27 protein-coding genes, 1 riboswitch and 1 other annotated feature are annotated in these 25,402 nt (G+C 34.8%); of the genes, 3 read left to right on the top strand and 24 right to left on the bottom strand.

The annotated features are described in order from the left end of the window. Positions 1-158 precede the first annotated feature (158 nt). From BLT22_RS03420 to BLT22_RS03385, 7 genes are all read right to left on the bottom strand, one after another. Positions 159-527, bottom strand: coding sequence for a hypothetical protein (locus BLT22_RS03420; RefSeq protein ID WP_091760720.1), 369 nt, complete (start codon positions 525-527; stop codon positions 159-161). Between the two features lie 254 nt (positions 528-781). Continuing rightward, positions 782-1,333, bottom strand: a complete 552-nt coding sequence (locus BLT22_RS03415; protein ID WP_091760717.1) for a GNAT family N-acetyltransferase — start codon at positions 1,331-1,333, stop codon at positions 782-784. 242 nt (positions 1,334-1,575) lie between these two features. Beyond that, a complete protein-coding gene (locus BLT22_RS03410; protein WP_091760714.1) occupies positions 1,576-1,782 on the bottom strand; it encodes a hypothetical protein in 207 nt (68 codons plus the stop codon). Between the two features lie 683 nt (positions 1,783-2,465). Continuing rightward, the gene (locus BLT22_RS03405; protein ID WP_091760711.1) at positions 2,466-2,669 is read right to left on the bottom strand and encodes a hypothetical protein; all 204 of its coding nucleotides are present in this window, start codon (positions 2,667-2,669) and stop codon (positions 2,466-2,468) included. A gap of 595 nt (positions 2,670-3,264) precedes the next feature. Next, the gene (locus BLT22_RS03400) at positions 3,265-3,927 is read right to left on the bottom strand and encodes an ABC transporter ATP-binding protein (protein ID WP_091760708.1); all 663 of its coding nucleotides are present in this window, start codon (positions 3,925-3,927) and stop codon (positions 3,265-3,267) included. Next, positions 3,924-5,138 (bottom strand): ABC transporter permease, encoded by a 1,215-nt coding sequence (locus BLT22_RS03395; protein WP_218127231.1) that lies wholly within the window; start codon positions 5,136-5,138, stop codon positions 3,924-3,926. The genes BLT22_RS03400 and BLT22_RS03395 overlap by 4 nt, the downstream gene beginning before the upstream one ends. Positions 5,139-6,025: 887 nt before the next feature. Further along, on the bottom strand, positions 6,026-6,217 hold the full coding sequence (locus tag BLT22_RS03385) for a hypothetical protein (RefSeq protein ID WP_091760703.1): 192 nt from the start codon (positions 6,215-6,217) through the stop codon (positions 6,026-6,028). A gap of 241 nt (positions 6,218-6,458) precedes the next feature. Then, a riboswitch (Fluoride riboswitch) is annotated at positions 6,459-6,530 on the top strand. A 92-nt stretch (positions 6,531-6,622) separates the two neighbouring features. Here BLT22_RS03385 and BLT22_RS03380 point away from each other — a divergent pair. After that, complete coding sequence (locus tag BLT22_RS03380; protein ID WP_091760700.1) at positions 6,623-7,810, top strand: cation:proton antiporter; 1,188 nt, start codon at positions 6,623-6,625, stop codon at positions 7,808-7,810. 132 nt (positions 7,811-7,942) lie between these two features. Next, entirely contained in the window at positions 7,943-8,692 is a 750-nt protein-coding gene (locus BLT22_RS03375) for a gamma-glutamyl-gamma-aminobutyrate hydrolase family protein (RefSeq protein ID WP_091760697.1), read from the top strand. Positions 8,693-8,793: 101 nt separating this feature from the next. Here the strand turns inward: BLT22_RS03375 and BLT22_RS03370 are convergent, their stop codons facing one another. From BLT22_RS03370 to BLT22_RS03295, 16 genes are all read right to left on the bottom strand, one after another. After that, complete coding sequence (locus tag BLT22_RS03370; RefSeq protein ID WP_072695771.1) at positions 8,794-9,210, bottom strand: GNAT family N-acetyltransferase; 417 nt, start codon at positions 9,208-9,210, stop codon at positions 8,794-8,796. A gap of 150 nt (positions 9,211-9,360) precedes the next feature. Beyond that, a complete protein-coding gene (locus BLT22_RS03365) occupies positions 9,361-10,038 on the bottom strand; it encodes an alpha/beta fold hydrolase (protein WP_091760695.1) in 678 nt (225 codons plus the stop codon). A gap of 252 nt (positions 10,039-10,290) precedes the next feature. Further along, the gene (gene phoU, locus BLT22_RS03360; RefSeq protein ID WP_087058723.1) at positions 10,291-10,968 is read right to left on the bottom strand and encodes a phosphate signaling complex protein PhoU; all 678 of its coding nucleotides are present in this window, start codon (positions 10,966-10,968) and stop codon (positions 10,291-10,293) included. A gap of 40 nt (positions 10,969-11,008) precedes the next feature. Beyond that, the gene (gene pstB, locus BLT22_RS03355) at positions 11,009-11,773 is read right to left on the bottom strand and encodes a phosphate ABC transporter ATP-binding protein PstB (protein ID WP_091760692.1); all 765 of its coding nucleotides are present in this window, start codon (positions 11,771-11,773) and stop codon (positions 11,009-11,011) included. After that, positions 11,774-12,589 (bottom strand): phosphate ABC transporter permease PstA, encoded by an 816-nt coding sequence (gene pstA / locus BLT22_RS03350; RefSeq protein ID WP_091760689.1) that lies wholly within the window; start codon positions 12,587-12,589, stop codon positions 11,774-11,776. Then, the gene (pstC, locus tag BLT22_RS03345; protein WP_087058737.1) at positions 12,589-13,431 is read right to left on the bottom strand and encodes a phosphate ABC transporter permease subunit PstC; all 843 of its coding nucleotides are present in this window, start codon (positions 13,429-13,431) and stop codon (positions 12,589-12,591) included. The genes pstA and pstC overlap by 1 nt, the downstream gene beginning before the upstream one ends. Positions 13,432-13,723: 292 nt before the next feature. Next, on the bottom strand, positions 13,724-14,638 hold the full coding sequence (locus BLT22_RS03340) for a substrate-binding domain-containing protein (RefSeq protein ID WP_091760686.1): 915 nt from the start codon (positions 14,636-14,638) through the stop codon (positions 13,724-13,726). Between the two features lie 286 nt (positions 14,639-14,924). Beyond that, on the bottom strand, positions 14,925-16,346 hold the full coding sequence (locus BLT22_RS03335) for an SLC13 family permease (RefSeq protein ID WP_236048833.1): 1,422 nt from the start codon (positions 16,344-16,346) through the stop codon (positions 14,925-14,927). 187 nt (positions 16,347-16,533) lie between these two features. Further along, complete coding sequence (gene thmT / locus BLT22_RS03330; RefSeq protein ID WP_087058715.1) at positions 16,534-16,713, bottom strand: 2-hydroxymuconate tautomerase; 180 nt, start codon at positions 16,711-16,713, stop codon at positions 16,534-16,536. Between the two features lie 163 nt (positions 16,714-16,876). Beyond that, a complete protein-coding gene (locus tag BLT22_RS03325; RefSeq protein WP_087058713.1) occupies positions 16,877-17,734 on the bottom strand; it encodes a MetQ/NlpA family ABC transporter substrate-binding protein in 858 nt (285 codons plus the stop codon). A gap of 58 nt (positions 17,735-17,792) precedes the next feature. Beyond that, the gene (locus BLT22_RS03320) at positions 17,793-18,494 is read right to left on the bottom strand and encodes a methionine ABC transporter permease (RefSeq protein WP_091760683.1); all 702 of its coding nucleotides are present in this window, start codon (positions 18,492-18,494) and stop codon (positions 17,793-17,795) included. Continuing rightward, positions 18,487-19,518 carry a methionine ABC transporter ATP-binding protein gene (locus BLT22_RS03315; protein ID WP_091760680.1) on the bottom strand — a complete coding sequence of 344 codons (1,032 nt, stop codon included), beginning with the start codon at positions 19,516-19,518 and terminating at the stop codon, positions 18,487-18,489. The genes BLT22_RS03320 and BLT22_RS03315 overlap by 8 nt, the downstream gene beginning before the upstream one ends. Positions 19,519-19,631: 113 nt before the next feature. Continuing rightward, positions 19,632-19,894, bottom strand: a binding site (T-box leader). 65 nt (positions 19,895-19,959) lie between these two features. Continuing rightward, the gene (locus BLT22_RS03310) at positions 19,960-20,319 is read right to left on the bottom strand and encodes a glycine cleavage system protein H (protein WP_091760677.1); all 360 of its coding nucleotides are present in this window, start codon (positions 20,317-20,319) and stop codon (positions 19,960-19,962) included. After that, positions 20,316-20,690, bottom strand: coding sequence for an arsenate reductase family protein (locus BLT22_RS03305; RefSeq protein WP_091760675.1), 375 nt, complete (start codon positions 20,688-20,690; stop codon positions 20,316-20,318). Before BLT22_RS03305 ends, BLT22_RS03310 begins: the two co-directional genes overlap by 4 nt. A gap of 124 nt (positions 20,691-20,814) precedes the next feature. Then, the gene (locus tag BLT22_RS03300) at positions 20,815-21,855 is read right to left on the bottom strand and encodes a YihY/virulence factor BrkB family protein (protein WP_236048835.1); all 1,041 of its coding nucleotides are present in this window, start codon (positions 21,853-21,855) and stop codon (positions 20,815-20,817) included. Positions 21,856-22,061: 206 nt separating this feature from the next. Beyond that, positions 22,062-22,292 (bottom strand): DUF2969 family protein, encoded by a 231-nt coding sequence (locus tag BLT22_RS03295; protein ID WP_091760672.1) that lies wholly within the window; start codon positions 22,290-22,292, stop codon positions 22,062-22,064. A gap of 174 nt (positions 22,293-22,466) precedes the next feature. On the opposite strand from BLT22_RS03295, the gene BLT22_RS03290 reads away from it, so the two are divergent. Then, positions 22,467-23,366, top strand: coding sequence for a fumarylacetoacetate hydrolase family protein (locus tag BLT22_RS03290; protein ID WP_091760669.1), 900 nt, complete (start codon positions 22,467-22,469; stop codon positions 23,364-23,366). Between the two features lie 54 nt (positions 23,367-23,420). Here the strand turns inward: BLT22_RS03290 and BLT22_RS03285 are convergent, their stop codons facing one another. Beyond that, entirely contained in the window at positions 23,421-25,145 is a 1,725-nt protein-coding gene (locus BLT22_RS03285; protein ID WP_091760667.1) for a Na/Pi cotransporter family protein, read from the bottom strand. Positions 25,146-25,402: the final 257 nt, after the last annotated feature.

The following is a 25,402-nucleotide window of genomic DNA, read 5'->3' as shown; positions in this document are numbered from 1 at the left end:
GTAATAATTCTTTCAATCGCAAGAATTGTGTCGCAAAAGCGTAAACTTCAAAAGGAATGACTATCTTTAATAATTAACAGCAAAGTCAGATTAGAAAAGTTATTGTGTTCTATAAATAATGAGGTTGGTGAAAAATCACCAACCTCATTATAGTTTGATCATGAGTTCTTTCTAGGGATAAGATCTTGTAGTATGACCAATATAAATATAACAGTTAAAAAAATTACGAGTTCAACCATTGATTTTGGATAGAGAGTCGGAAACAAGCGTAATACTATAATCAGAATCAATAAAAGCATCACTAATCGTTTGTTATTTTTCTTTTGAACATACGTCTCGTTTTTTCGAAGGAGAAAATTTATTGTTAATGATAGTAGTACACCAGATATAGGTAAGATCAAAAATAGAATATTATTATCGAACTTATCGTTAAAGTCTAAAAAAGTATTACAGATTGCACCAACAAAAATACATCCTAAGTAAACTAAAAAGTTTTCTAATAAAAATTTTTTTCTTTCTCTAGCCATATTTCCTCCTATGAATTACGATTATTGCTATTTAGTTTTATCTGAATTCTCTTACACTACTTGTATTTTAAAGAGACTATTCTTTTGTGTTCAGCAGATATTAATCAACCCAAATCTGGAAAGTAACGTTTACTTTTAATTGGGTAAAACAGAATATAAAACGAAGCTTGTAATCTAATCATAAGACACAAGCTTCCGTTTTTATCGTTTTATTAAATAGAGTGACTTATGAATCTAATAACGAAACCTGACTTTTATTGTAAGAAGTCTGATTTCAAAAGATAGTATTCATTCATGTCTCTGTATTGATCATACATTATAATATCTTGTCGTTTTGTTCCAACTAGCTGGAATCCTGTTTTTAAAGCCACTTTGTTACTAGGAATATTTTCGACATCTGCAAAAATCGTTAATTTATTCAACTTAAGTACTTCAAAAGAATACGCGCATAATGTTTTGACTGCTTTAGAAATGATATTTTTACCAGCGTAACTTGAATGAATCCAGTATCCAATTTCACCTTTTCCATTATTCGAATCGATGTGATGCAAATCAATGCTTCCAATTATTTTATCGTCAGAAGCGATTAAAAATATTTTATCCGTTCCATTTGCTGCACCGGCCATCTTCATTTTAAAATAATTCATTTGACTGGTTACATCTACAGAATCGTCAACAAAACTCAAGAACGTTCTTAAGTGGTCTCTGTCAGAATCGACTAAACGAAAAAGTTCCTCTGCCATACTAAACTCTGGAACGATTAAATTTAAATTTCCCTCAATATTTATTCCCATATACTTTGTCATAGTCGCTCTCCTCATAAAAATATTCAAAAGTATACCATAGTTAAAATATTGAATACAAGCTAATCCATCCATGTAAATTACCATAATAATCTAATTTATAAAGATCTATACATCTACTTCAGTTTTTCTTATAAAATTATGTTTATATGTAGCTAATCAAGTGCACATCCTGTAATCTGCTTGAAAAAGCAAACGTTATTACTTATCCTTTGATTTTATCCATCCTGTGATCATTAATCCAATCATGCATTCTCATTTTTCCTTTTTCTTCTTTTAACCCTTAAAAATTCAATTAAAGTAAGTCCTATAGCGGTATATATCCCTGATCCTATGAAATCTCTATTTACTATATATTCTATTGAAACACCAATAAAACTAGTCAGTAACATTACTAATATGATATGAGCATACGGGTGTTCTTCTATAAACTTTCTATACTTATTAATCATATTCTCATCCTTATTCTATATAAATCATATAGTTTTTAAAATCGAACAACGCAAATACACAAGTCATCCTAATGTAAATCTTTAACATACATTCTCAACTCGTTTTTTAAAAATTCCGTTCACTTACATAAGCTATTATAACGAAAAACATGATTTAAAAAGAATTTTAAGTTTTCTTTATTCAGTGTGGTCTTCATAGATAATAAATTATTTGGAAGTTATTTAAATTGATATTTTTTCAAATTTTTGTTGCTTTAGGAGCGTTATAAAAACACAATAAACAATATGCCCACTATGCCCAAAGAAATACAAAACACAGAAACTAGTTTCAAATAAATCTCTATATTTTTTTGTGGATTCTTATGTTTTAGAAGAAAAACTCCTAATCCTAAGATAATTAGCGATGATATGAATAAAAGACTTTTTGAAAATTAACCCAACTTCTATTCCTCCTATAATGATTTGAAAATGTTTTTTAAGGCTTTTATAATAAATTTTTTTATTTGGTTAGAGTTTTTCATCCTTCAAAAGCTATTTCTACGCTTTCCTCAACTGATTGTTAGAATTAATGTGTTAAAAAATGATTTAATCTTTACAATTAACCCCAAACAGCTCCCCCACAACAAACGTGAAGGAGCTATTTAAAATCCACTTTATCAATTCAATAAATAAAAATTTAATAATTAATCCTCATCTTTTATTTTTCTTCTCTTAATTATTATAAATTGAATTAATACAAGGGTTAAAACAGTATATAACCCTCCGCCGATGAAATCTTTATTTACTATATATTCTATTGAAATCCCTATTATACTAGCAAACAAAGCTATTAATATGACATGGGCATACGGATGTTCTTTTGCAAAGTTTCTATACTTATTAATCATGACCTCTCCCTAATTCTATATAAATCTTATATATTTAAAATATAGCAGCGCAAAATTTCTATTGTAATGGTTATTTTATTATTGCTGCAGATAAAGTTTGTTCCCACTTAATAAAACCTTACTCTAAAATAAGCATCTGGAGATCAACCCTATTCGATAAAATGGTTGCATAATATAACGCCTGCTCTATCTCCAAAAAATAGGAGAAATTCAACTAGTTTACCAACAAACTTGCCCTTGCAGATAACTATTCCCCAAGAGGCGTGTAATAGTTTATGTCTCTAAGTTATAGAAGTAGGATATATCTCCACGCCAATGGTTTACAGTATGATAATCTTTTGACTATAACCACTAGTATTTGAGCTTAAATACATTATTTTGATCAGTAACTTTCTCTACCTCATTAACTTTCAAGTCATCTTTATCAGATCTACTCTGTTCTACTTCGGTAATGCTAAGTAAATAGAGAATAGAATTAAAAGTATTCCAATGATTAATAAAACTTTATATAAGGTATTTTGTTTTGCTCTTGCAAACCCTACTATAACTAAAAAAATGCCTATTATTGCTGATAAAATCATTAAAATAAACCCCATTAGTCTTCTCGCTCCATTTCTATTATTCTGTCGTGATGATCTGCTACTGATCGATCGTGTGTTACAGTAATGATCGTACTTCCATAATTTTCATTAATGTCATCTAACAATTCTAAAACACGCAATTTATTTTTTTCATCCAGAGAAGCTGTTGGTTCATCCGCTAAGATAATGTCGGGCTTCATTAGAATAGCCCTAGCGATAGCTGCTCTAGAACGCTGGCCGCCTGAACACTCCAAAGGTTTTTTGGCTAATAAAGGTTCGATATCCATTTTGTGTGTAATCAATTGAAAGTGTTCCTCTATTTCTTTTTTGTTAGGTTCATTTGTATATAAAAGAGGGAGTTTAATATTCTCTTCAATACTTAGAGAATCAATCAATGAATTTTCTTGTAAAACAAATCCAATATTTTTATTTCTTATAACGGCTCGTTGTTTGGAAGTGAGTGATTTCGCTTCATCTTGAAATAAGGTGTACTCTCCTTCATAATCCGAATCGATTAAGCCTAGGATGTTTAGTAATGAGGTTTTTCCTACTCCCGATTCCCCCATAACTGCTATTTTATCACCAGATAATACACTTAATTGAAAATTATTTAAAATCGAAAGCGTACCTTTATTAAATAATTTATGTCTAATATTCAATTGAATTAGTTCTTTCATGTTAGAACCCCCAGAGATATAGGAATCTTCTTAATTTTTCTCATCATAAATTCAACAATAAAAATCCCCATAATCATATCTATTAATAGAACAATGATTAATGCCATCCAGTCCATTCCAATTAATTTTAATATACCTAGAGTTGCAAATATGGCATCTTTTCTGTACCACGCACTATATCTATTAACGGAAACGAATATAGTGAGGAGTGAAAAACTTATAAAGAATACTATTCCAAAATATTGATAAAGTATACTTCGCAATCGGGGGTAACTTAAGCCAACCAGCAGATGAACTGTAAAGTCCTTTATCATTAATCTAATACTGATCAGTGTGTTCCAAATTGCTAGACCAGTAGCAATTATGAAACAAATCAATGTCAACATACTGATTATTTGTAACCCATTCATATAATAATCTTTGAAAAACTTATCATTTTCTTTCTGACTAAAAAAATTAAACGTTAGACCTGTTGTGCTTTGTATCAAATCCTTAAGATGATTAACTTCTTTTTCAGAAGAATTAAGTAGTATTAAATCGTTTAGCGCATTTACATGTAAGTCAAGACTAGATTGCTTAATGAACTCTTCATCGATTGGAGAGTAGATAGAATAATTTAAGTAATTTTTTGAGTTAAGTGCATAGATATTAGAACGAGAGGCATTTTTTTCTAAAATACCATTCACTTTTAATTTAGTGGGTTGATGCGTCACGGGATCAATCATTTCTATAACAGATCCAACCGGATACTCTTTAGCTAGCCCAGCACCTATTAGTACAGGCTTTACAGTGTTAAGATCTTGGAATGTTATCTGTTTGCCCTCTGATAATTTTATGTCTCTTAAATCATAGGCTTGCTCATTTATATACCTAACTGAAACTTCCATGTCTTCTGTATTAGGGATATCCGCAACAAATCCATAAGTGTCTATAGCATACTCGTAGTGACTTTCTAAGTAGTCATAAACTTTTTGCGTCTCTTCAATTGTAATCGCATCAAAATTTTGTTCAACATCTGGATCCAGGTTAGAAATAAAGAGTCCATCTTGATCTAAAATCTTATTTTCTTGATTCCCTTGATAGGTAGAAATTAGAGATCTTGAGGCTGTAAAAGTCAGATAATTAGCTAAAAATATGATAAGCAGCATGCCTAATACAAGAATCCATCTTTTTAAAAAAATTCGTTTTATAAAGAATATTAAATCTTTCACTTTACTTTCACCCCAACTGTGCTTACTAAAATATAGTTTATAAAAATGAAAATCAAATACAGATTAACCATTAAGCTTATGCTTAGATAAATATTTAGCAAAAGCGAAACAAAATAGCTCAGTGCCATTATGATCATACTTTGTATAAAGTATCTATACCTAATCTCCCAAGAAGTCTCCCCCACAAGGAATCGAATACGGATTTCTGTTTTCTTTCTAGTAATAAACTGGTAACAAAATATTATGACTAGAAAAGTGAGCATAATAGTAATAATGAGTCTATATTCGACAATACTATTAATATAACTACCAATTAAACTGTCGCTACCTTGATAGGTTCTTTCTGCATAAATCAGTAATGCATTCACTACAAAACAAAACAAATAAATAAAAAAAATTTCTAACCTATCGCTGAATCTATATAATGAATTTTTCATAGTTTACTCCACTGTAAAGAAAGAAATAAAGAACTTCTTTTAAAGTTATCATTTCTTTCTTTTTATCTTCTTAATTCTGCTGATTTAATTATAGTTGAATCCTAAATAAAGAGGGAGCAACGTTCCGTTGCCCCCTGTAGAAACCTTATAGTATCAACAAATTTATTTTTTACACACGATAAATGTGACAGCGTTTTTGTGTTTTTGTCACATTTGTTTCGGCTCTGTTTTTTCCTTTCCTCGAAGTTTTTTAGCCTACGCAGAACCTAATTATTTCCGAAAACCATCATAATTTGAAATGTTCTAACTTATGTGGTTTACCATTTAAAATCTTCTTTAAGAGTAAATCAGGCTTTATATACTTTCTTCAACCTGATTTTCTTTCATAGACCTAGACAAAATAAAATACGGATATGAAACTACTGATAAATGGTCTTCTCTTTTTTAAACTTAACCTTCTTTAACTTCTTTAATAGGAAATAAGACCTTGACGCCTAGTACAAAAGAAAAGACAGCAAGTGTTATGTATCTTATGACATTTATCGTCACTTCAAGGTTGTATTGTGTTGTATCCATTCCTCCATCATCAATTATTGGATAGATCATGTTAGGTAAGTTCAACACCGTGAACACTGTTATCACGATAAATGCTACCCCTGAGTATTTAAACTATTTTTTCAAGTTATTCTCCCTGTTCTTCATTTTGATGGAAGTCAGATATTAAATCCTCTTCCTCACAACTTTTTGTCTCTCGCTTCTAAGGAAAAGAATACTACTTCCCTTAAAATAAAGCTAGCAAGTTTTTATTAAACTTGAACTAAGTTTTTTCTTTTGAATTAAATGATCCTATGTAGAAAAGACGCCCATTATATGCTATACTAGTGTCTCATATGGGAATGAATGTCTCCCAAGGCGTAGCCTAAACTGCTGAAAAGCTGATGACTTCTGTGATGAAATGCTTCATCCAGGAGTCTCGGCTTTTTTCTATGCTTTGATAGATTGGATCGAACTTTCATCTCATCATATTATCTGAGAGGATTGAAGAACATGTTAACGAGTTTTGCTTTAATTTTTATAGCTGGTTTAGCTTTAGGAGGGATATTTAAGAAGATCGCTTTGCCAGGATTGATCGGAATGATTATTGCGGGTGTAATCATGGGCCCGTATGCATTAGATATACTGGACGATTCTTTGCTTTCGATTTCAGCTGATTTACGAGAAATTGCTTTAGTTATTATTTTAACCCGTGCGGGACTTTCTTTAAATTTGGCTGAGCTTAAAAAGATTGGCTGGCCTGCCATACTAATGAGCTTTGTTCCAGCATCATTTGAGATTGGTGCCATTACGTTACTAGCGCCTTTATTGTTTAATCTGACTTATATAGAAGCAGCGCTGATGGGATCAGTTGTTGCAGCTGTATCACCGGCTGTTATTGTGCCTTTAATGTTAAGAATAAAAGATTCTGGTTACGGACAGAAAAGAGGTATTCCCCAACTTATTTTAGCTGGCGCTTCTTTAGATGATATTTTTGTTATCGTACTGTTCACTTCCTTCTTGACCCTAGCTTCTGGGGGCGTTGTATCTGCAGGACACTTTTTAACGATTCCTGTATCCATCGTACTCGGTATTCTGGTAGGGGTTTTGACTGGTTTTGTCATTGGGAAGTTCTTTACATTCATTCGAATGAATCATTCCGTAAAAGTTCTTGTACTGCTCAGCACTTCATTTTTCTTGTTGGCTTTAGAGGACTGGTTAGCGGGTACTATTCCTTTATCTGGACTGCTCAGCATTATGAGTATGGGGATTGTCTTGAATCAGTTGTACCCTGATCTCTCCAAGCGACTATCTGGAACGTATTCAAAACTTTGGATTGGCGCAGAAATTCTCTTGTTTGTATTAGTCGGAACAACTGTTGATTTAAGCTACGCCCTTTCTGCTGGAGTTGCTGCGGTAATCTTGGTTCTTGGTGCTTTAGTCTTCAGAATGCTTGGCGTCTATCTCAGCTTGACACCTTCTACTTTGAACAATAAAGAAAAACTGTTCACGATGATTGCTTATACCCCAAAAGCAACTGTACAAGCTGCCATTGGTGGTGTACCTCTTGCCATGGGGCTAGCCAGTGGACATTTAATCGTGACGGTAGCTGTACTTTCAATTTTGATTACTGCTCCCATCGGTGCTTTTATTATTGAACATACTTTTAAAAGGTTGCTTGAACGGAAGCAATTGAACTAAATCCATCATTTGTTTCTAATATTTGTCATTACTCAAGAAAACGATTTATTATGGAAAATCTATTTGTCATACAATTTATAAGTAAGGTATACTAAATACACTTATGAATGGTTTTTGAGAGGATGAGACAAAATGAAACCAGTTATCGGAATTCCTGGAAATATATTGACGAATTTCAGTCCACGGTATGAGAGCTTCCCAATTACTTACACGCCTCAAGGATTCGTGGAAGGACTCCATAGGGCTGGTGCTTTGCCTATTGTTTTCCCAATTTCAAATGAAGAGAATGCTAAACAATATGTCAAAAGTGTCGATGCCATTGTTCTAGCTGGTGGGCAAGATGTCTCTCCTTTAAGTTACGGTGAAGAACCTCATATCAAATTGCAAGATACCAACCTCGAACGTGATCGTTTTGAAATGGCCGTCATTAAAGAAGCTTGGGCAGAAAACAAACCTGTATTAGCTATCTGCCGTGGCTTACAGATTTTCAACGTGGCTCTTGGTGGGACACTCTATCAGGATGTCTCTATGTATCCCGACTTGGCTGTCCAGCATGTACAAGTCTCCACGCCAGAAACGGCTGCTCATTCTGTCAATATCGTGCAAGATTCTTGGTTAGGTCAATTATATGGAGCACAAGCTAACGTCAACTCCTACCATCATCAAGCCATTAAAGAGTTGGCAGCTAGTTTACAGCCAGTAGCTTGGTCGAAAGATGGGCTTATTGAAGCCTTTGAAAGCAAAGACGATCAACACATTACCATTGGCGTACAATGGCATCCTGAGTTGATGATCAGACATAATGTATCGGCGCAGGGATTATTCGATGCTTACGTAGAAACTGTTAAGAACTGGTCACAAACAAAAGCATCACATTTATAGAAATAATTATTTATAAAAGAACAGTCAAGAGGGAGATTTAACCTTCCCTCTTGACTGTTCTTTTTTCAACTTTAAAAAGCTAATAATTGTATTCGGCTGCTCTATAAGAAATCTTTTTTCATGAAATATCTTGTTTCGCCTTCAGCAGGAGAATTTTCAATTTGAGCCAGAATGTTATATCCATTCTTTTGATAAAACACAGGGGCATTAAAACTCATTGTCTCTAGAAATGCATATTTACAATGCTTTTCTAAAGCAATCTTTTCAACTTCTTCTAATAATTTTGTTCCTACGCCCTTCCCTCTGGTATTCGCTTCTATATAGAAGAGCTCAACAGATAAATGATCCCAGTGGACATGACCGACGATTCTTCCCAATACTTTATTCGCTTCTTTATAGACAAAACTAACTTCTTCATAGCGCATATCCAGATCAGGCATTTTTTCTTTAGTGTATGCTTCAATACCCGCTAAGGTTTTTTCTCTATTTTCTTTATAAGGTGCTTGTTCAATTGACATAGGCTGACTCCTCACAAAACTAAGTTATTTACTATAAGCATCCTAGCTGATTCAAATTATAATGTCACATAAAAGTTTATTGAACTAAAATTTCAAATTGAGCCTTTACTTCTATAGACCTATACCTTGCAGCTAGATTAATTGTTTTATTTATTTGCTTTTTTCATCTTCAAAAAACTGCATAAAGTCATTATATAAAAGATCCGTATCAATGATATAAGAGCTGTGATCATGACCCTTTATAATTTTCAATGTAGCATCTGGAATTTGGTTTTCGATCGTACGGTACATTGATCTATAGAACAAATCATTTTCTCCTGCGGTAATCAATGAGGGAATCTGTATCTTTTTCAATGCTTCCGGATCTATATTTGGTTCATTCAACATCAGATAGAACGCTGGGTCTTTAGTTTCTTTATATTTTTGTTCTAAATACTGCAATGGTTTTTTCTTCCAGTCTTTTGGAGACAGGTTTGGGCTTAAGCTGGCTATTTTATTTAAATACGCTTCTTGTCTGATTCCTAAGAGGAGGGCGATAATCCCGCCGTCACTGAATCCAACAATATTGACTTCCTTTAGTCCTAATTGATTAATCAATAAATGAATATCTTCAGCCAAATCCTCATAATTAAACGTTATTCCTGTTTTCGTGCTTGATCCATGCTCTCGGCTATCAACCGCATAAAGTGTAAAATGCTGTTGCAACTTTTCAGCAATTGTATCAAAAATATGATGATCTTCTCCATTTCCGTGTAATAAAAGCATAGCCGGTCCGTGACCGCTAACTTCTACATTTAGTGTGATCTTTTCTGTAATCTTTACCTGCATCGATTTCAACTTCCTTTATTTATTCATTTCTTCTAGTATAAACTATTTTTAAGATTAAAAAAAAGGAATAAATTCCACTGAGAGCTTCAAAAAATATTGAATATAGACTTTTAAATGGCTGTACCTCTGCCTTTTAATGTATAGAGTCACTTATGCGTTAGAGAAGCATGCTCAAAGAAATTTATACTTGCCTACTCACTAAAAAAGATCAGATCGTTTTCAATTATGAAAACAATCTGACCTAGTCTACGTTTATAAGTCTTCGTATGAGTGGTGAGTATTTAGTTCCTGAATCTCACCTGTCTGGAAGTAAACAATCCATTCAGAGATGTTGGTAATGTAATCTCCAATTCTTTCAATATACGTGCCGGCCATAATATAATCCGTTGCCCCAAGTACTAGTTCGGGATCTTTTTTCATTTCGGCAATACTCGCTTCTTTTATATCATACACTAAGCTATCTACTAGATAATCATAATTCGCTATCTCGATAGCTTTCTCTGTATCATATTCAATATAAGCAGTGATGACTTCTTCACCCATTTTTTTGATCTTTTCTCCGGCATCTGAAATCATACCTTCGATCATGCTGTTTCTTTTATTTCCTTTAACACGGATAGTTGATTTTGAAATACTGACAGCATGGTCTCCCATACGTTCTAAATCTGCAGAAGCTTTCATAACGGTAATAATTTTTCTAAGGTCCGTTGTCACTGGCTGCTGCAAAGCGATTAATTCAATACAAGCTTGTTCTAAGTCATGTTCGAACTGGTTAATTTCTTTGTCTTCCTCAATAACGCCTTTTGCCAGTTCTTTATCGTGATTGACAAAAGCTTTGATAGATTTATAGATTGCTTCGTTTACCTTACATCCCATTTGATAAAACTTACGGTGCAATTGTTCTAATTCTTCATCATATGCTCTTCTCATAATCCATTCCCTCCTATTAATAAAAAGCTGTTACCTGCTATTATCCGAATCTACCAGAAATATAATTTTCTGTTTCTTCTTGATCTGGGTTTGTAAAGATTTTACGGGTATCACCATGTTCAATGATATGACCATTCAAGAAAAAGGCTGTTTCATCAGAGACACGGGAAGCTTGCTGCATATTATGTGTGACCATAACGATCGTATACTCTGACTTCAAATCTGAAACCAATTCTTCGATTTTAGCTGTAGAAATTGGATCCAAGGCACTAGTGGGCTCGTCCATTAACAAGACTTCCGGTCCAACTGCCAAGGCTCTAGCGATACAGATTCTTTGTTGTTGTCCTCCTGAGATAGAAAGGGCATTTCGATCTAAATAGTCTTTCACTTCATCCCATATTGCGGCTTGTTTTAAGCTGCGCTCAACAATTTCATCTAGTTCTTTTTTGTTTTTGATTCCATGTGTACGTGGTCCATATGCTATATTATCATAAATACTTTTTGGAAAGGGGTTTGGTTGTTGGAACACCATTCCTACCTTTTTACGGAGTTGGTTGACATCTGTTTTATGATCATAAATATTTTTACCATCTAACTCAATGGTTCCTTCGATCCGACAAGTCTCGATCAAGTCATTCATTCTATTTAGTGATTTAATAAAAGTAGATTTACCACAACCGGATGGTCCGATAAATGCTGTGATTTTTTTATCGGGAATGGCTAAGTCCAATCCATGTAAGGCTTGAAAATCTCCATACCATAATTTCAAGTCTTTTACTTCCATTTTATATGTTGGTGTAGACATCTATTTTCCTCCTTTAGATAAACGGGCACTAACTAATGTAGATAAGCCATTCAGAATTAAGACAAACAGTAATAAGACAACTGCTGTAGCATAGGCTTGATCAACATGAAACCCTTCGTTAGACAATACGAACATGTGCAGTGCGAGTGTTCTACCTGAACTGAACAAGTCGCCTGGAATATTAGAAGCAGAGCCTAATGTATAAAGGAGTGCTGCTGTTTCACCGATTACACGTCCAGTAGCTAAAATAACACCTGAAAGAATCCCAGGCATAGCAACCGGGAGTACAACCGTAAAGATTGTTCTTAGCTTACCAGCTCCAAGTGCGTAACTAGCTTCTCTAATCGGACGTCCGGTGGAGACCAAGGCTTCCTCAGTTGCACGAATAATTAATGGAAGTGACATAATCACTGATGTCAAAATCCCTGCGATCAAGGATAGACGAAAGCTTAAGAAGGTTACAAAGAATAAAAATCCAAATAATCCATATACGATTGAAGGAACTGCCGCTAATGTATCGGTAGCCATACTAACCGCTTTAACAATTGGATTTTTACGGTTCGCATATTCAACAAGATAAAATCCAGTAAAGACGCCAATTGGAGTTGTAATTAATAAGGTTCCGCCCACTACATATAAAGTAGTAATAATTGCTGGCATCATAGAAACGTTTTCTGAGGTAGAATTCCAGGCGAACAAGTCAGGCGTAAGAAATCTGACTCCATTAATTAGAATAAAGAAAATGACATACCCTAACATTCCAAATGTTATCGCTGCAGACAGATAAACGAATCCTCTTATGACTTTTGCACTCATTAATACTTCGCCTCCTTGTTTTTAAAGTATAGAAAGATTGAATTGATCAGTAGAATGAATCCGAATAATACAACCGCTGTAGCAATCAGAGCGTCTCTATGTTCGCCCGTTGCGTAAGCCATTTCGATGACAATATTCGTAGTCAACGTACGAACACCGGAAAGAAGACTATCAGGAATAATTGCCTGATTACCGGCAATCAATACAACGGCCATTGTTTCACCAATTGCGCGACCGATTCCCAGAATAATACTGGATATAATACCTGATTTAGCCGCTGGCAATAATACTCTAAAAATACTTCTTTCGTGGGTCGCCCCTAAAGCAATACTCCCTGTATAGTAAGTACGCGGTACAGCACGTAAAGCTGATTCAGAAAGGCTAATGACTGTTGGCAGTATCATAATCCCAAGTAAAATCGAAGCTGTAAGGACACTATATCCATTGCCGCCAAAATATTGTCTGATTAGTGGGGTGAAAACTTGTAAAGCAAAGAATCCGTAGACAATAGACGGAATAGCAGCCATTAAGTTTACAGCTGGTTTTAATATTTTATATAAAAATGGCGGACAAAAATCTGCCATAAAAATTGCGGTCATTACGCCAATGGGCACTCCAACGACGGCAGCACCTAAAGTAACGTAGATGGATCCAATAATCATTGGAAAAATTCCATATGAAGCTGGTGAATTAGTAGGTGTCCATTCCATACCGAAAATGAACTTAAAGAATCCATAATCAAGCATAAATGGCACACCATTAGCAAAAATAAACACTACAATTAATAATAGTGCAACGATAGAGAAACAAGCCGAAAGAAAAAAGATTCCCTTCATAATCATTTCTTTACTATTCTTCAATATTAAGCATCCTTTCCAGAACAATGATAAGATACGTGCTTTTGTTCATCATAACTAATAAGACCGACAAAATCTATACCGGCCACTAACTTATCTTTGACTGTATAATATACACGCAAAAAAGGTATGGAACCGAATTGAACTCAATTCGGTTCCACCCCTCTAGTACTCATTTCAATTTATTCAATTGTAAACCAACTATTTAAACTTAATAAGATCTATTATAAGGGGAAACTTATTTAGTTAGAATCTTATATCTGTGCAGGAATAAAGGTTATTCCATTACCTCTTCCCAAGTCGTTACTTCACCAGTGAAGATTTCACGAACTTGATCTAAAGTTAATCCTTCTAGTGGATTATCATTATTAACGACTACTGCGATTCCATCATTAGCGATCGCTTCAACCGTTAAATTAGCTGCTTCTTCTTCTGACAATTCACGAGATGCCATACCAATGTCTGCAGTTGCGTCTTGTGCAGCAGTTATCCCAGCACTTGATCCTGTAGCAGAGATTTCAAAGACAACATCTGGATATATTTCTTTAAATGCTTCAGAGATTACTGTAGCAACAGGTTCTACTGAAGTAGAGCCTGCAAGACTGATTGTACCTTCAATCCCTTCAGCTTCTTCGTATTCAGCTGCATCTGGTTCTACAGGAATGTATCCTTCTTCTTCAACCATTGCTTGACCTTCAGCACTAAAGATGAAGTCCCAGAATTCTTGAGCTTGTGGAGATAAATCTTCACCGTAAGCCATGTTGAATGGACGAGCAATTGGGTAAGAACCATCAGCTACTGTGTCATGTGTTGGTTCCACATCATCAATCATTACTCCTGCAACAGAATCATTTAAAGAACCTAGTGAAATGTAGCCAATTCCGTTAACGTCTTCAGATACTGCAGTAATCACACCTTGAGTACCACTTTGGATAATTGCGCTTTGAGCAGTATTGTCTGTTTCAGTGTCGCCATCTTCTACTAATACTCCAGTAATTTCGTTAAACGCTCCACGAGTACCTGAAGCTGTGTCACGCGCTACTACAGTAATTCCTTTAGAAGTATCAAAGTCACCCGACGATTCTTCAGACGAATTTCCAGAATCGTCATCAGATCCTCCATCTGCACATGCTCCTAATAATGCTGTTGCGCTTAGTGCCATAATCCATTTAGATGCGTACTTAAGTTTCATTTTAAATCTCCTTTGATTTAATGTGTGATAGACAGTCTTCCTTGTCCTCGGTTCCTATATTACAAGCTGAATGTTGATTCATTACTGAATTTATGTGTATTTAATGTAAACTTATGTAAATTTATTGTAAATATCATTGGAACTCTAGCGATCTTCCCTACGAATCTTTTACCTAAAGGATTTTCAAACTACTATCATCGTTACAAAGCAAAAAGTTCTGAACAATTTTTTACTCAAGTGAACCGCTTAAGTAAATGCTCAGAACTTTCTTAATAATCGTTTATTTTTAAAAATTCAACAGGATTGGCTGTAGGAAATAGACAGCAAGTACAATGACTACAATACTCACCATGTTCATCCAGAATCCGGCCTTAACCATATCTTCAATTTTCAACTCATTCGTGCTGAAGACTGCGGCATTAGGCGGTGTAGAAATTGGCAGCATGAAGGCACAGGATGAAGCTAATGCTACCACTGCCATGATGCCATAAGGCGCTACCCCAATCCCTGCAGCTAATCCTACACTGATTGGCATCAACATATTTGATACTGCTGTATTAGACATGATTTCTGTCATAAATAGAATTGTAGCGGTTAGAATGATCAAGATCACCAGATAGTTAAACTGTTCCAGGTTAGATAAGATATCACCGAACCAGCTTGTTAATCCAGAATATTCAAACGCTGCTGCTAAGGACAAGCCTCCACCAAACAACAACAGTAATCCCCAAGACAGATGTTTCATATCGATCCAGTCTAGAATTCTGCCGCCTTTTGAACTCGGAATCATAAACAACAGAACTGCTCCAGTCATAGATATGGTGGTATCAGATAATTCAAAGGGCAAAAATCCACCGAATATCCACAAAGAACCAATTAGACAAAAGATGATTGAGACCATTTTTTCTTCTATAGACATTGGTCCAAGGTCTTTTAACTGCTGTCTAGCAAAATCTGAAGAAATTTCTCCAGTTTGTTTGACTGGAAACTTAATTTTTGTAATGTAAAAATATAGGACAATCATTAAAACCGTTGTCACTACAATCCCAAACAAGAACCAATCAGAAAATGTAATATTCTGGTTGAGCATACTATTTGCGATGGCAACAAAGGCAGCATTGGGAACTGAACCAACGATAGTAGCTAACCCTCCAATAGAGGCTGAATAAGCCACCATTAATAATAATCCTTTTGAAAAATTCTGCATGGATTTTTCATTAAAGAATTGTTTCTCTTTGATTTCTGTAATCAGCGCAATCGCGATTGGCAACATCATCAAAGCTGTTGCCGCATTTGAAATCCACATGGATAAAAAAGCTGTGGCAAGTCCGACACCTAGAATAATTCGGTTGCTGCTTGTGCCTAGAATAGAGATAATCGACATGGCGATTCTTCTATGTAAATTCCATTTCTCGATGGCTATCGCAATGGTAAACCCACCCATATACATAAATACAATAGGGTTCCCATAAGCCATTGTTGCAGTAGCTTGGTCTGCTCCACCTGTCAAAGGAAGTAAAATAATGGGTAAAAGAGAGGTAGCAGGTATGGGTAACGCTTCTGTAATCCACCAAGTCGCCACCCAAGCGGTTACACCAAGTACGGCTCGAGGTGCACTATCTAGACCTGTAATCGAAGGGATGAAATAAAATAAAGAAAATAATAATGGTCCTAGTACTAATCCAATTTTTTTAAAACTCATCTGCATTGTATCCACTCCTTGAATCTGATTATCTTATAATTTTTTGTTCTTGCTTAAACAACGAAATAGTGCACATTCAGAATAAACACTCTGAACTGCACTATTTCTTAATGTCTTTTATTTAGTTTTGAACAGTGTTTAAGTTCATATAACTGGATCAAAAAAAGTTGCTGTAAGTCAAAATAGTGAGACACTATCCTTGGTACTCGCCTTTAGTTGCAATATTGTTTTTCTCAACATCGTTAATAATGACCGTTATGGCATCTTTTTTAGCGCCTGTATGAGTTTCCACCGCTTTAACAATATCTTCCACTAATCCCTTTTTTTGCTCATCACTGCGCCCTTTGATCATATCGATGTGAACGATTGGCATACAACTCACTCCTTACATTTAATTCATTCAATCATAGCATACTTCAGATTTAGAAAATAGATAACTAAAATTTTAAAAGTGTTTTATAAAAATACTTAATTTTAAAAAGTAAATTATTTGATTTCACATTTATTATTTTGTGTTTGCTTCTTACTAGTCACTATTATTTAGAAACAGGGACCACTGATCCGCCCCAATTTTCCAAGATATAGTCCTGTGTTTCTTCACTATGCAATGCGTCTACTAATTTTTGAATTGCTTCATTTTCTGCATCTTCAGAACGTACGGCTATAATGTTGGCATACGGAGAATCTTCACTTTGTATTGCGATAGAATCTTCTACTGGATTGATATCATTATCTACTGCAAAGTTTGAATTAATAAATACGACGTCGCCTTCATCACTGTTCAATAATTGAACCATCAGCGCTGGATCATAATCATACTGGAAATCAAGGTTGCGTTCATTTTCGGCAATATCATCAAATGTGGCTTCTGTAATGTCTACGCCTTCTTTAAGTTTGATTAATCCATGGTCTTGCAAGATTTCTAAAATGCGTCCATAATCGGGAGCATTGCTGCTGACCAATATTTCTGCACCTTCTGGTAGGTCTTCTAATTTTTCATAGCGTTGTGAATAGGCTGCGATTGGCTCAATATGAATTCCACCAGCATTGGCAAAGTCATATCCATTTTCTTCTACTTCTGCATTAAAATATGGAACATGCTGGAAGTAGTTCGCATCTAAATCCCCATCTGCAAGTGCTTGGTTGATCAGTGGATAATCTGTATAGGTTACAATATCTAATTCTACGCCTTCTTCTTCTAAAGTCGGCTTAACAAATTCCAAAATTTCTCCGTGAGGTGTATTCGTTGCTCCGACTGTTAAAGTTTTTGTTTCTTCTGAGCCTGCATTTCCACTTGATTCCTCATTAGATGAATCACTTCCGTTACCACATGCACTTAGCAGTGCGACCGCTCCTGCTGATAAAAGAACTTTCTTTAATAATGATTTAGACATTTGCTTTTCCTCCAAATTTTTTGTTTTTTTTTGTTTTTTATTCCCACATAGTATTATGTTACCTTTTATCAATTTTCTTAACGATGAAGTCTCCAATGGCTTGAAGTACAAAAACAATCGCTACAATCGTAACTGTTGCCACTAAGGTCACCGTATTACGACTTCGCTGGAATCCGTCCAGATAAGCCATATTCCCTAAGCCGCCTGCCCCAATAATCCCGGCAATTGCTGAGAAACCAATCAACGAAATAGCCGTTACGGTAATCCCTGAGATCAATGAAGGTAAACTTTCTGGTATGAGCACTTTAGTGATGATTTCGAATTTGCTGGCACCCATAGCTTCGGCTGCTTCAATAACGCCTTTATCTACATCTCTAAAACTCGTTTCAACAAGTCTGCCATAAAATGGTGCTGCTGATAAAATCAATGCTGGCAGCCCAGCAGTAGGACCTGTCATTGTATTTAATAGTGCTCGTGTAAATGGAATGAGTAGAACAATGAGTATAATAAACGGAATTGAACGGAAAACATTCACAAAAAGGGTCGTAATATAATAGATGACTTTTGCAAGTTTTCCTTCTCTTTTATTTGTTTCATATAATATTAGTCCTAAAATTAATCCTAAAAGTAATACAGCCACAAGAGAAGCAAACGTCATATACAACGTATCTAATGTGTTCGTCCATAACTTGGCAGGATCTACTTCTTCCCAGTTCATATAGGACTGGATGATTTCTATAAAACTCTCTTCTTTACGCATAATCGATCACCTCGATTTCTATATGGTACGCTTTGATTTTTTGCAAAGCTTGCTCTATTGATTCAGTGCTACCGGTAATCTGCACGTATAATGAGCCTAGTGACGTATCTTGTGACTCTTGCACACTTCCTTGAATGATATTGATATCCACATCATATTCCCTTGATATTCTAGAAATAAAAGGACTTCTGACTTGATCTTCCAAGAAAACCAACCGAGCAACTTTTCCTTCTGGGTATTTCCGAGCTAGCTCATGTAAAATGGTTATGGTATCCTCTGCATCAATATTCGTATCTTGTCTGATAAATTGTTTAGTAATAGTTTCTTTAGGATTCTTGAAGACTTCTTTAACTTGACCTTCTTCTACGACTTTCCCCTCACTCATTACAGCTACCCGATCACAAATTCTTCTGATCACTTGCATTTCATGGGTAATTAATACAATCGTCAAATTCAGCTTTTTATTAATATCTAGTAAAAGTTCTAAAACATCTTCCGTCGTTTTCGGGTCCAATGCACTAGTGGCTTCGTCGCAAAGGAGTACGGTAGGATCATTAGCCAGCGCTCTAGCAATTCCTACACGCTGTTTTTGACCACCGGATAATTCTGAAGGATAGGCATGTTCTCTTCCTTCAAGTCCTACCAATCTAATCAATTCCAAGGCTCTTTGTTTTCGTTTTACTTTAGATACACGCGCAATTTCTAAAGGGAAAAGAATGTTTTCCAACACCGTTCGACTCCATAGCAGATTAAAATGCTGGAAAATCATCCCGATTTTTTGTCTTTCTTTACGTAATGTCGAGTTTTTCAAAGTATTTAAAGCTTTTCCTGCTAGTGAGACTTCGCCACTTGTTGGTTTTTCCAGCCCATTCAACAGTCTGAGTAAAGTACTTTTTCCAGCTCCTGAATACCCCACGATTCCATAAACTTCTCCATCTTGTATTGCAATATTAACATCGTCTAACGCCGTAACGTCCGCTTGTTTAGTTTTATAAATTTTTCTGATTTCTTTTAATTCAATCATGCTGCTTCCTCCTTTAAAAGTAGTGGTAAACAAGTACTTTGTTTCTGAATATTATTTTGACTTATAAAATCAGACAAAAAAAGCTTCTGTCCTATAGAATCCTATCATAGATTCCAAAGGACAAAAGCTTTAGCTCTCGTGTTACCACCTTTATTCGTCATATACTCACGTATATCACCTCATCCAGTACTTAGACATTTTACCTTATCTGTATACTGTGGCATTTTATCGGATGCACCCGGACCAAGCTTGTGAATGATCATTCACCTGATCTGCTCAAAGATCATTTTCCATCCCGCCTGCATTGCTGCTTTTCACCAAACCACAGCTCTCTTTGAATGTTTCTTGGATGTACTCTTCTTTTCATCGCATTTAATTTCTATTAAATTCATTTGTTTTAAGTGGTCTTTATATTATCAGTCTATACTTAGGATGTCAAGATTATTTTTTACTTTCCCAAGGATCGTTTGCAAATGTGTCTACGACAGCTTGATCTACGCCACTAACTTCAATAATCCAATTTTCGTTTTTATCGGGAGAGTTCAGTAATTCGGGCTCATCTTCTACTTCTTCGTGAATAGCTTTTACTTCCCCGGCTACTGGTATGGTCAGTTCGGTTACGGCTTTTGCTCCTTCAACTCCTAATAGTACATCTCCTGCTTCTAGCTTTGTGCCATATTCCGGTAATTCTACGAACATCACTTCGCCAATATCATCTTGCCCTTTTTCAGATAAACCGATTCTATAATTTTCACCTGTTTTTTCGATCCATATACCTGATTCATGATACTTCACTGTCATTTTGTGTTCTCCTTTTCTGCTGATAGCCATACTGCTTCATATTCTTTTTCTTTAAATCCTATGGTAAAATTATTTTCCTTTATAGCTAAGGGACGCTTAACTAGCATTCCATTTTTTGAAAGCCATTCTGCCGCTTCTTCTATAGACATATCCGAAACTTTATCTTTAAGTTCATACTGTCGATATAGCTGGCCACTTGTGTTAAAAAATTGTTTTAGGGGTCGCTTTGACTGTTTCATTAGTTTCATTAACATTTCTTTTGAGGGTGCCGTTTCTTTTAAATTAATAAATGTGTAATCAATATGATTGATCTCTAGCCATTGTTGAGCTTTTTTACAGGTAGTGCATGTAGGGTGACAATAAAACTTCATTTTTAATTGTTCCTCTCACTTAAATCGTCTTTTACTATTATAATCCATTTGTATTAAAAGAAAAAGAGGACAAAACAAAAATGAAGCAAGCTTAAACCGCTACTTCATTTTCATTCTTAAATTATCAGTTATTCTCTTTTATTTCTTCTTTTTCGTGGATATCCTCTAATTCGTCTTCTTTTAATCGATTAACTTTGTAAAGCTTTCTTTTCATAATGACAGTATCGGATTCACTTGGATAACCTTCCCAAGAAGTGTCTTTCAGCTGTTCTTGGTGTTTTAATTCCGATTCATATTGCGGAACAGATTCCTGGCGCTGCCATTCAAAAATAATCACATTGAGTAACCCGCCTAATAAAATAATTATACTAGACAGATACAAGAACAGCATTAGGGCGATGAAAGCTCCAAACGTTGCATTTGCTACAGCATCTCCCCCAGCAAAATTAAGATAGAATGAAAAACCTTGCACTAAAGCTAACCAGCCAATCGTTGTAAATAATGCTCCCGGGTAAGAATATTTGATAGATAAACTATGATTTGGAACAAATCGATAGACTATGAAGAAAACAGCAAACAAAATAACAATTAAAACAACATATCTTAAAACTAAAAATTCCTGAATAAACGGCATGCTTATCCCCACAAAATTTTGTACAAGATTCAGTATTTGTTCTCCAAATACAAAGAGGAACACGGTCAAACCAATGACGACTAGAATGGCCATCATGACTAATACGGAAATAATTCTAGCTACAATAAAGTTGTTTTCTTGAACAACACCATAAACATCATTCAAGTTGTTTCTTAAGGTATTAATCACTCGGCTGGATGACCAGATAGCTGCCAGCAAACCAAAAGAAATGGCCCCTCCGCTAGCACTTTGTAAATAACTTTCAATTGTCGGCTCTAAAACATTATAAATATCGGTGGGAATCAAATCAGACATAAAACTTAATACGTCACTAGTAGCCATAGGAAGCAGAGGAATAACATTTGCGATAACCAATAATACAGGCAATAAAGATAATAACAGGAAATAGGCCATCTCTGCAGCACTTTGAGCAACTTCAGCTCGTTCCCAATTTGACTTCAATATACGAATTAAGCGTATCAGCTTTTCTTTATGAGGAACTTTTTCTTCGAATTTTTCCATTTTTTCCATTTTATTTCACTTCCTTTTTATGTTAACTGTTAACAGTTCTTTTTACTATCATATCACAGAGTACTCTTTAAGTAATATCGAAAGGCATTATTAAGAACGCGTGCAGAAAGAGAGCAAAATAAAAAGCCTTTTTAAGCCAAGATCTACGGTATTTAACCCAATTAACTGGTTAACCGGAAACTTCTCTTAAAAGGCTGCTCAATTTTTTACTGATCGTGTAAATTGTATTCAGCTATAATCATTTGAATCCCTTCATCAATTGTTTTAGCCGTCATTTCTTTTTCTGTTTTATACCGAACCGCAACTTGCTCATCTAATGGTTGTCTAACGGTTCCTATCACTTTATTTTTCACTAATACTTCAAGTTCTGTCAACGAGTCTGACTGGTTCGTTGTTTCTTTAATTTCTACTTCAATATTTTTATTTCTATTAGCCATGTGAAACCTCCGTTTTTAGTCTACCTATACTTATTCTTTCTCTTTAGCATACTTCAAACTAACCGTATGAGCAAGAAAAATTCAATCACTGATTCATTATAATTCTATATTTTGAATCTTTTCGATATAATGATTTGACAGAATATAAAACGCTTCACAGAAGGAGCCAAAATAATGAAACTCGTTCAATACTACCATAAGAATTCCACCCTTACGACTCAGCTTGGTATTGAGACAACGCACGGTTTAGTAAACGTAGCAAAGCTCAGTAGCTATTTCAATAAACCTACTAAATATACTATGGATTCAGTGATCGAAAATAGTAACGAGCAATTAATGAAGCTAAAAGATTTAATTGAACAATTAGATGCTTCAGGGGTAGCGATTGAAACATTTATTGAACAAAAAGATCTGATTACTTTTCTTCCTGTAGTTCAAAATCCAGAGAAAATTATATGTGTTAGTATGAATTATCTGGATCATGTGAAAGAAATGGATGGAGAAATACCTTTAAACCCTGTTTTATATAATAAATTCAATAATACCTTGGCTGCTCATAAACAAGATATTCCGATTCCGCCTGTAGCTAGACAAGTAGATTATTCTGCTGAACTCGTTGTGGTTATTGGAAAAACAATGAAAAATGTCCAGAAAGAAAATGTATTTGACTGTATATTTGGGTACACAGTTGGCAATAATTTGACTGACCGTAAATTACAAAGGAAATCTTCGCAATGGATGCTTGGAAAAACGTTAGATTATTTTGCACCAATTGGTCCCAATATTGTTACAAAAGATGAGATCCCTAATTTAAATAATCTTTACGTTAACTTAAAAGTCAATAATGAAATTGTTCAAAATGGAAATACAAAAGAGATGATTTTTGATATCCCAACTATTCTCAGTTATTTATCCAAACATCTTACTTTAAAACCTGGAGATTTGGTTTTTACCGGTACGCCCAAAGGAGTTATTTTAGCAAAACCAAACGATGAACAAAACTGGTTATCTCAAAATGATTTAGTTGAAGCAACTATATCAAATATTGGTACGTTAAGTAATCAAATAAAGTAATAAAAAAAGCAGCGGCTTTTCTATTTTCAGAAAAGTCGCTGCTTTTTAATTATATTAAGGCAATTCAATTGGCTCTGCTACCTCTTTTAAATACCCATGTCTTGGTATTTTTGATTGTTTCTGGAATGGATAACGCATTCCTAAAGTATGTTTCGCAATTTTCGTTGAATGATCCGACATTCTTTCCAAGTTGGAAACAATATCTACAAACAAAATACCATCCGAAGGTAAGCCAACGCCTTTATTCAATCGCTCAATAAACTTACTACGGATATCGTCTTCAAGCTTATTGACATCCTTTTCTCGTTTTAATACTTTCCCCGCTAGTGCGTAACTATCTGTAGAGAAAGATTCTACTGCATCTTTAATATTTTCTTCTACTAATTCAAACAATTTTACCAAATCGTCATCATAAAAAACTTTCTCAACTTTATCTTTATTATTCTTATTGTGTTTTTTATTAGCTTTTACAGCTTCTTGAATATTTTTTATGACGTTTTCTGAATGATCTCCAATACGTTCAAGGTATTTCGTTACATCTACTAATTTTGCATGTTCCGTTGAATTCTGTAAAGGAAGATCTTCAACCGATATCAACATCAAATATTCTGTAAGATACCCATCTATTTTATTCACAACTTCTTCAAGTTGCAAAGTATTCAATCGACTTTTCTCATCTTGATTTTTATAATAATCAAACATAGATTTAAATTCTTCTGAAACGAATTCACCCATTTGTTCAATTTCAAGTTTTGCCTGATTCAAGGCAATTGAAGGAGCTGTTTGAATAATTGAATAGTCCAAATTAGAAGAATCATATTCAATCAATGCATCGTCTCCTGGAACCAGTTTAGTCACTAAAGCAGCAATTTGACTGATGAACCACATTTGAACAAGCACATTAAATACATTAAACATCCCGTGAGCAAAGGCAATCTGCATCGCAGCATTCAAGCTTAATTGTGTTGACAAATAACTAACAAGACTGGTAAATGGACTCAGAAGTAAAAGGATAACTATGGTACCTGACAAGTTGAATATCACATGAGAAGCTGATGTACGTTTTGCCGCTACACTTGCCCCTATCGCAGCTAGAATTGCCGTAATCGTTGTTCCGATATTACTTCCAAATAAGATGGGTAGTGCCGCATCTAAGCTCATGCTCCCTTGACTATATAACTCTTGAAGTATCCCAATCGTTGCTGATGAGCTCTGTAGCATAAATGTAAATAGCGTACCCGAAACAACTCCTAGAATAGGATTTTGAGATAAAGTTACCATTGCATCTGTAAAAACTTCTAGATTTTCAAGTGGGCGTAAACCGTCTCCCATTAATTCTAACCCATAAAATAATGCTCCAAAACCGAAGATTACTTGGCCCAGGCTATTGATAAACGGGCGTTTAAAGAAAAAGAGTAAAAGTGCGCCTGCTGCAATTATAGGTAAAGCATAGGCTCCTATATCAAAACCAATGATAAAGGCTGTTATTGTCGTTCCAATATTCGCACCCATCACAATCCCAATCGCTTGTTTCAATTTCATAAATCCAGCGCTTACAAGACCAACAGTTAAAACTGTTGTCCCACTACTACTTTGAATCAATACTGTTACAACGATTCCTGCTAGAACCGCTCGAAAAGGTGTTGATGTAAATTTATTTAAAATATCACGCAAATTATCTCCAGCTGATCTTTGCAGGCCATCTCCCATATATTTTAATCCAAAAAGGAAAATACCCAGTCCGCCTAAGAACTGAAAAATGATTTGTTGTACATCCACTATTTTATACCCTCCGTATAGTCGTTACATATTTTTGGTTATGGATAACTTGAAGTTACACATAGGAATGCTTATTCAATATGGTAACCATCGAATTCAGAGTCTCCATCCCTATCTTAAATGTTCGTTTACAATAAATGAACAAAAAATTTACAAATTAGAGGATTCTAATCTCACTTGCACTTATAAATAAATGAATTCAACACCTGATTTTTAATCTGCTTTTTCAAACGAGATTTATTTCCGAAACCAATTAC

This window comes from Marinilactibacillus psychrotolerans (assembly GCF_900101525.1).
In the GTDB taxonomy this organism is placed as follows: Bacteria; Bacillota; Bacilli; order Lactobacillales; family Carnobacteriaceae_A; genus Marinilactibacillus; species Marinilactibacillus psychrotolerans.
Note: the sequence above shows the minus strand (reverse complement) of the source record. Positions and strands in the feature narration are given on the sequence as shown.

Coding starts and splice junctions, on each gene's coding strand:
- BLT22_RS03420 (WP_091760720.1), bottom strand. CDS start 527: ATGGCTAGAGAAAGAAAAAAATTTTTATTAGAAAACTTTTTAGTTTAC.
- BLT22_RS03415 (WP_091760717.1), bottom strand. CDS start 1,333: ATGACAAAGTATATGGGAATAAATATTGAGGGAAATTTAAATTTAATC.
- BLT22_RS03410 (WP_091760714.1), bottom strand. CDS start 1,782: ATGATTAATAAGTATAGAAAGTTTATAGAAGAACACCCGTATGCTCAT.
- BLT22_RS03405 (WP_091760711.1), bottom strand. CDS start 2,669: ATGATTAATAAGTATAGAAACTTTGCAAAAGAACATCCGTATGCCCAT.
- BLT22_RS03400 (WP_091760708.1), bottom strand. CDS start 3,927: ATGAAAGAACTAATTCAATTGAATATTAGACATAAATTATTTAATAAA.
- BLT22_RS03380 (WP_091760700.1), top strand. CDS start 6,623: ATGTTAACGAGTTTTGCTTTAATTTTTATAGCTGGTTTAGCTTTAGGA.
- BLT22_RS03375 (WP_091760697.1), top strand. CDS start 7,943: ATGAAACCAGTTATCGGAATTCCTGGAAATATATTGACGAATTTCAGT.
- BLT22_RS03370 (WP_072695771.1), bottom strand. CDS start 9,210: ATGTCAATTGAACAAGCACCTTATAAAGAAAATAGAGAAAAAACCTTA.
- BLT22_RS03365 (WP_091760695.1), bottom strand. CDS start 10,038: ATGCAGGTAAAGATTACAGAAAAGATCACACTAAATGTAGAAGTTAGC.
- phoU (WP_087058723.1), bottom strand. CDS start 10,968: ATGAGAAGAGCATATGATGAAGAATTAGAACAATTGCACCGTAAGTTT.
- pstB (WP_091760692.1), bottom strand. CDS start 11,773: ATGTCTACACCAACATATAAAATGGAAGTAAAAGACTTGAAATTATGG.
- pstA (WP_091760689.1), bottom strand. CDS start 12,589: ATGAGTGCAAAAGTCATAAGAGGATTCGTTTATCTGTCTGCAGCGATA.
- pstC (WP_087058737.1), bottom strand. CDS start 13,431: ATGATTATGAAGGGAATCTTTTTTCTTTCGGCTTGTTTCTCTATCGTT.
- BLT22_RS03340 (WP_091760686.1), bottom strand. CDS start 14,638: ATGAAACTTAAGTACGCATCTAAATGGATTATGGCACTAAGCGCAACA.
- BLT22_RS03335 (WP_236048833.1), bottom strand. CDS start 16,346: ATGCAGATGAGTTTTAAAAAAATTGGATTAGTACTAGGACCATTATTA.
- thmT (WP_087058715.1), bottom strand. CDS start 16,713: ATGCCAATCGTTCACATCGATATGATCAAAGGGCGCAGTGATGAGCAA.
- BLT22_RS03325 (WP_087058713.1), bottom strand. CDS start 17,734: ATGTCTAAATCATTATTAAAGAAAGTTCTTTTATCAGCAGGAGCGGTC.
- BLT22_RS03320 (WP_091760683.1), bottom strand. CDS start 18,494: ATGCGTAAAGAAGAGAGTTTTATAGAAATCATCCAGTCCTATATGAAC.
- BLT22_RS03315 (WP_091760680.1), bottom strand. CDS start 19,518: ATGATTGAATTAAAAGAAATCAGAAAAATTTATAAAACTAAACAAGCG.
- BLT22_RS03310 (WP_091760677.1), bottom strand. CDS start 20,319: ATGACAGTGAAGTATCATGAATCAGGTATATGGATCGAAAAAACAGGT.
- BLT22_RS03305 (WP_091760675.1), bottom strand. CDS start 20,690: ATGAAGTTTTATTGTCACCCTACATGCACTACCTGTAAAAAAGCTCAA.
- BLT22_RS03300 (WP_236048835.1), bottom strand. CDS start 21,855: ATGGAAAAAATGGAAAAATTCGAAGAAAAAGTTCCTCATAAAGAAAAG.
- BLT22_RS03295 (WP_091760672.1), bottom strand. CDS start 22,292: ATGGCTAATAGAAATAAAAATATTGAAGTAGAAATTAAAGAAACAACG.
- BLT22_RS03290 (WP_091760669.1), top strand. CDS start 22,467: ATGAAACTCGTTCAATACTACCATAAGAATTCCACCCTTACGACTCAG.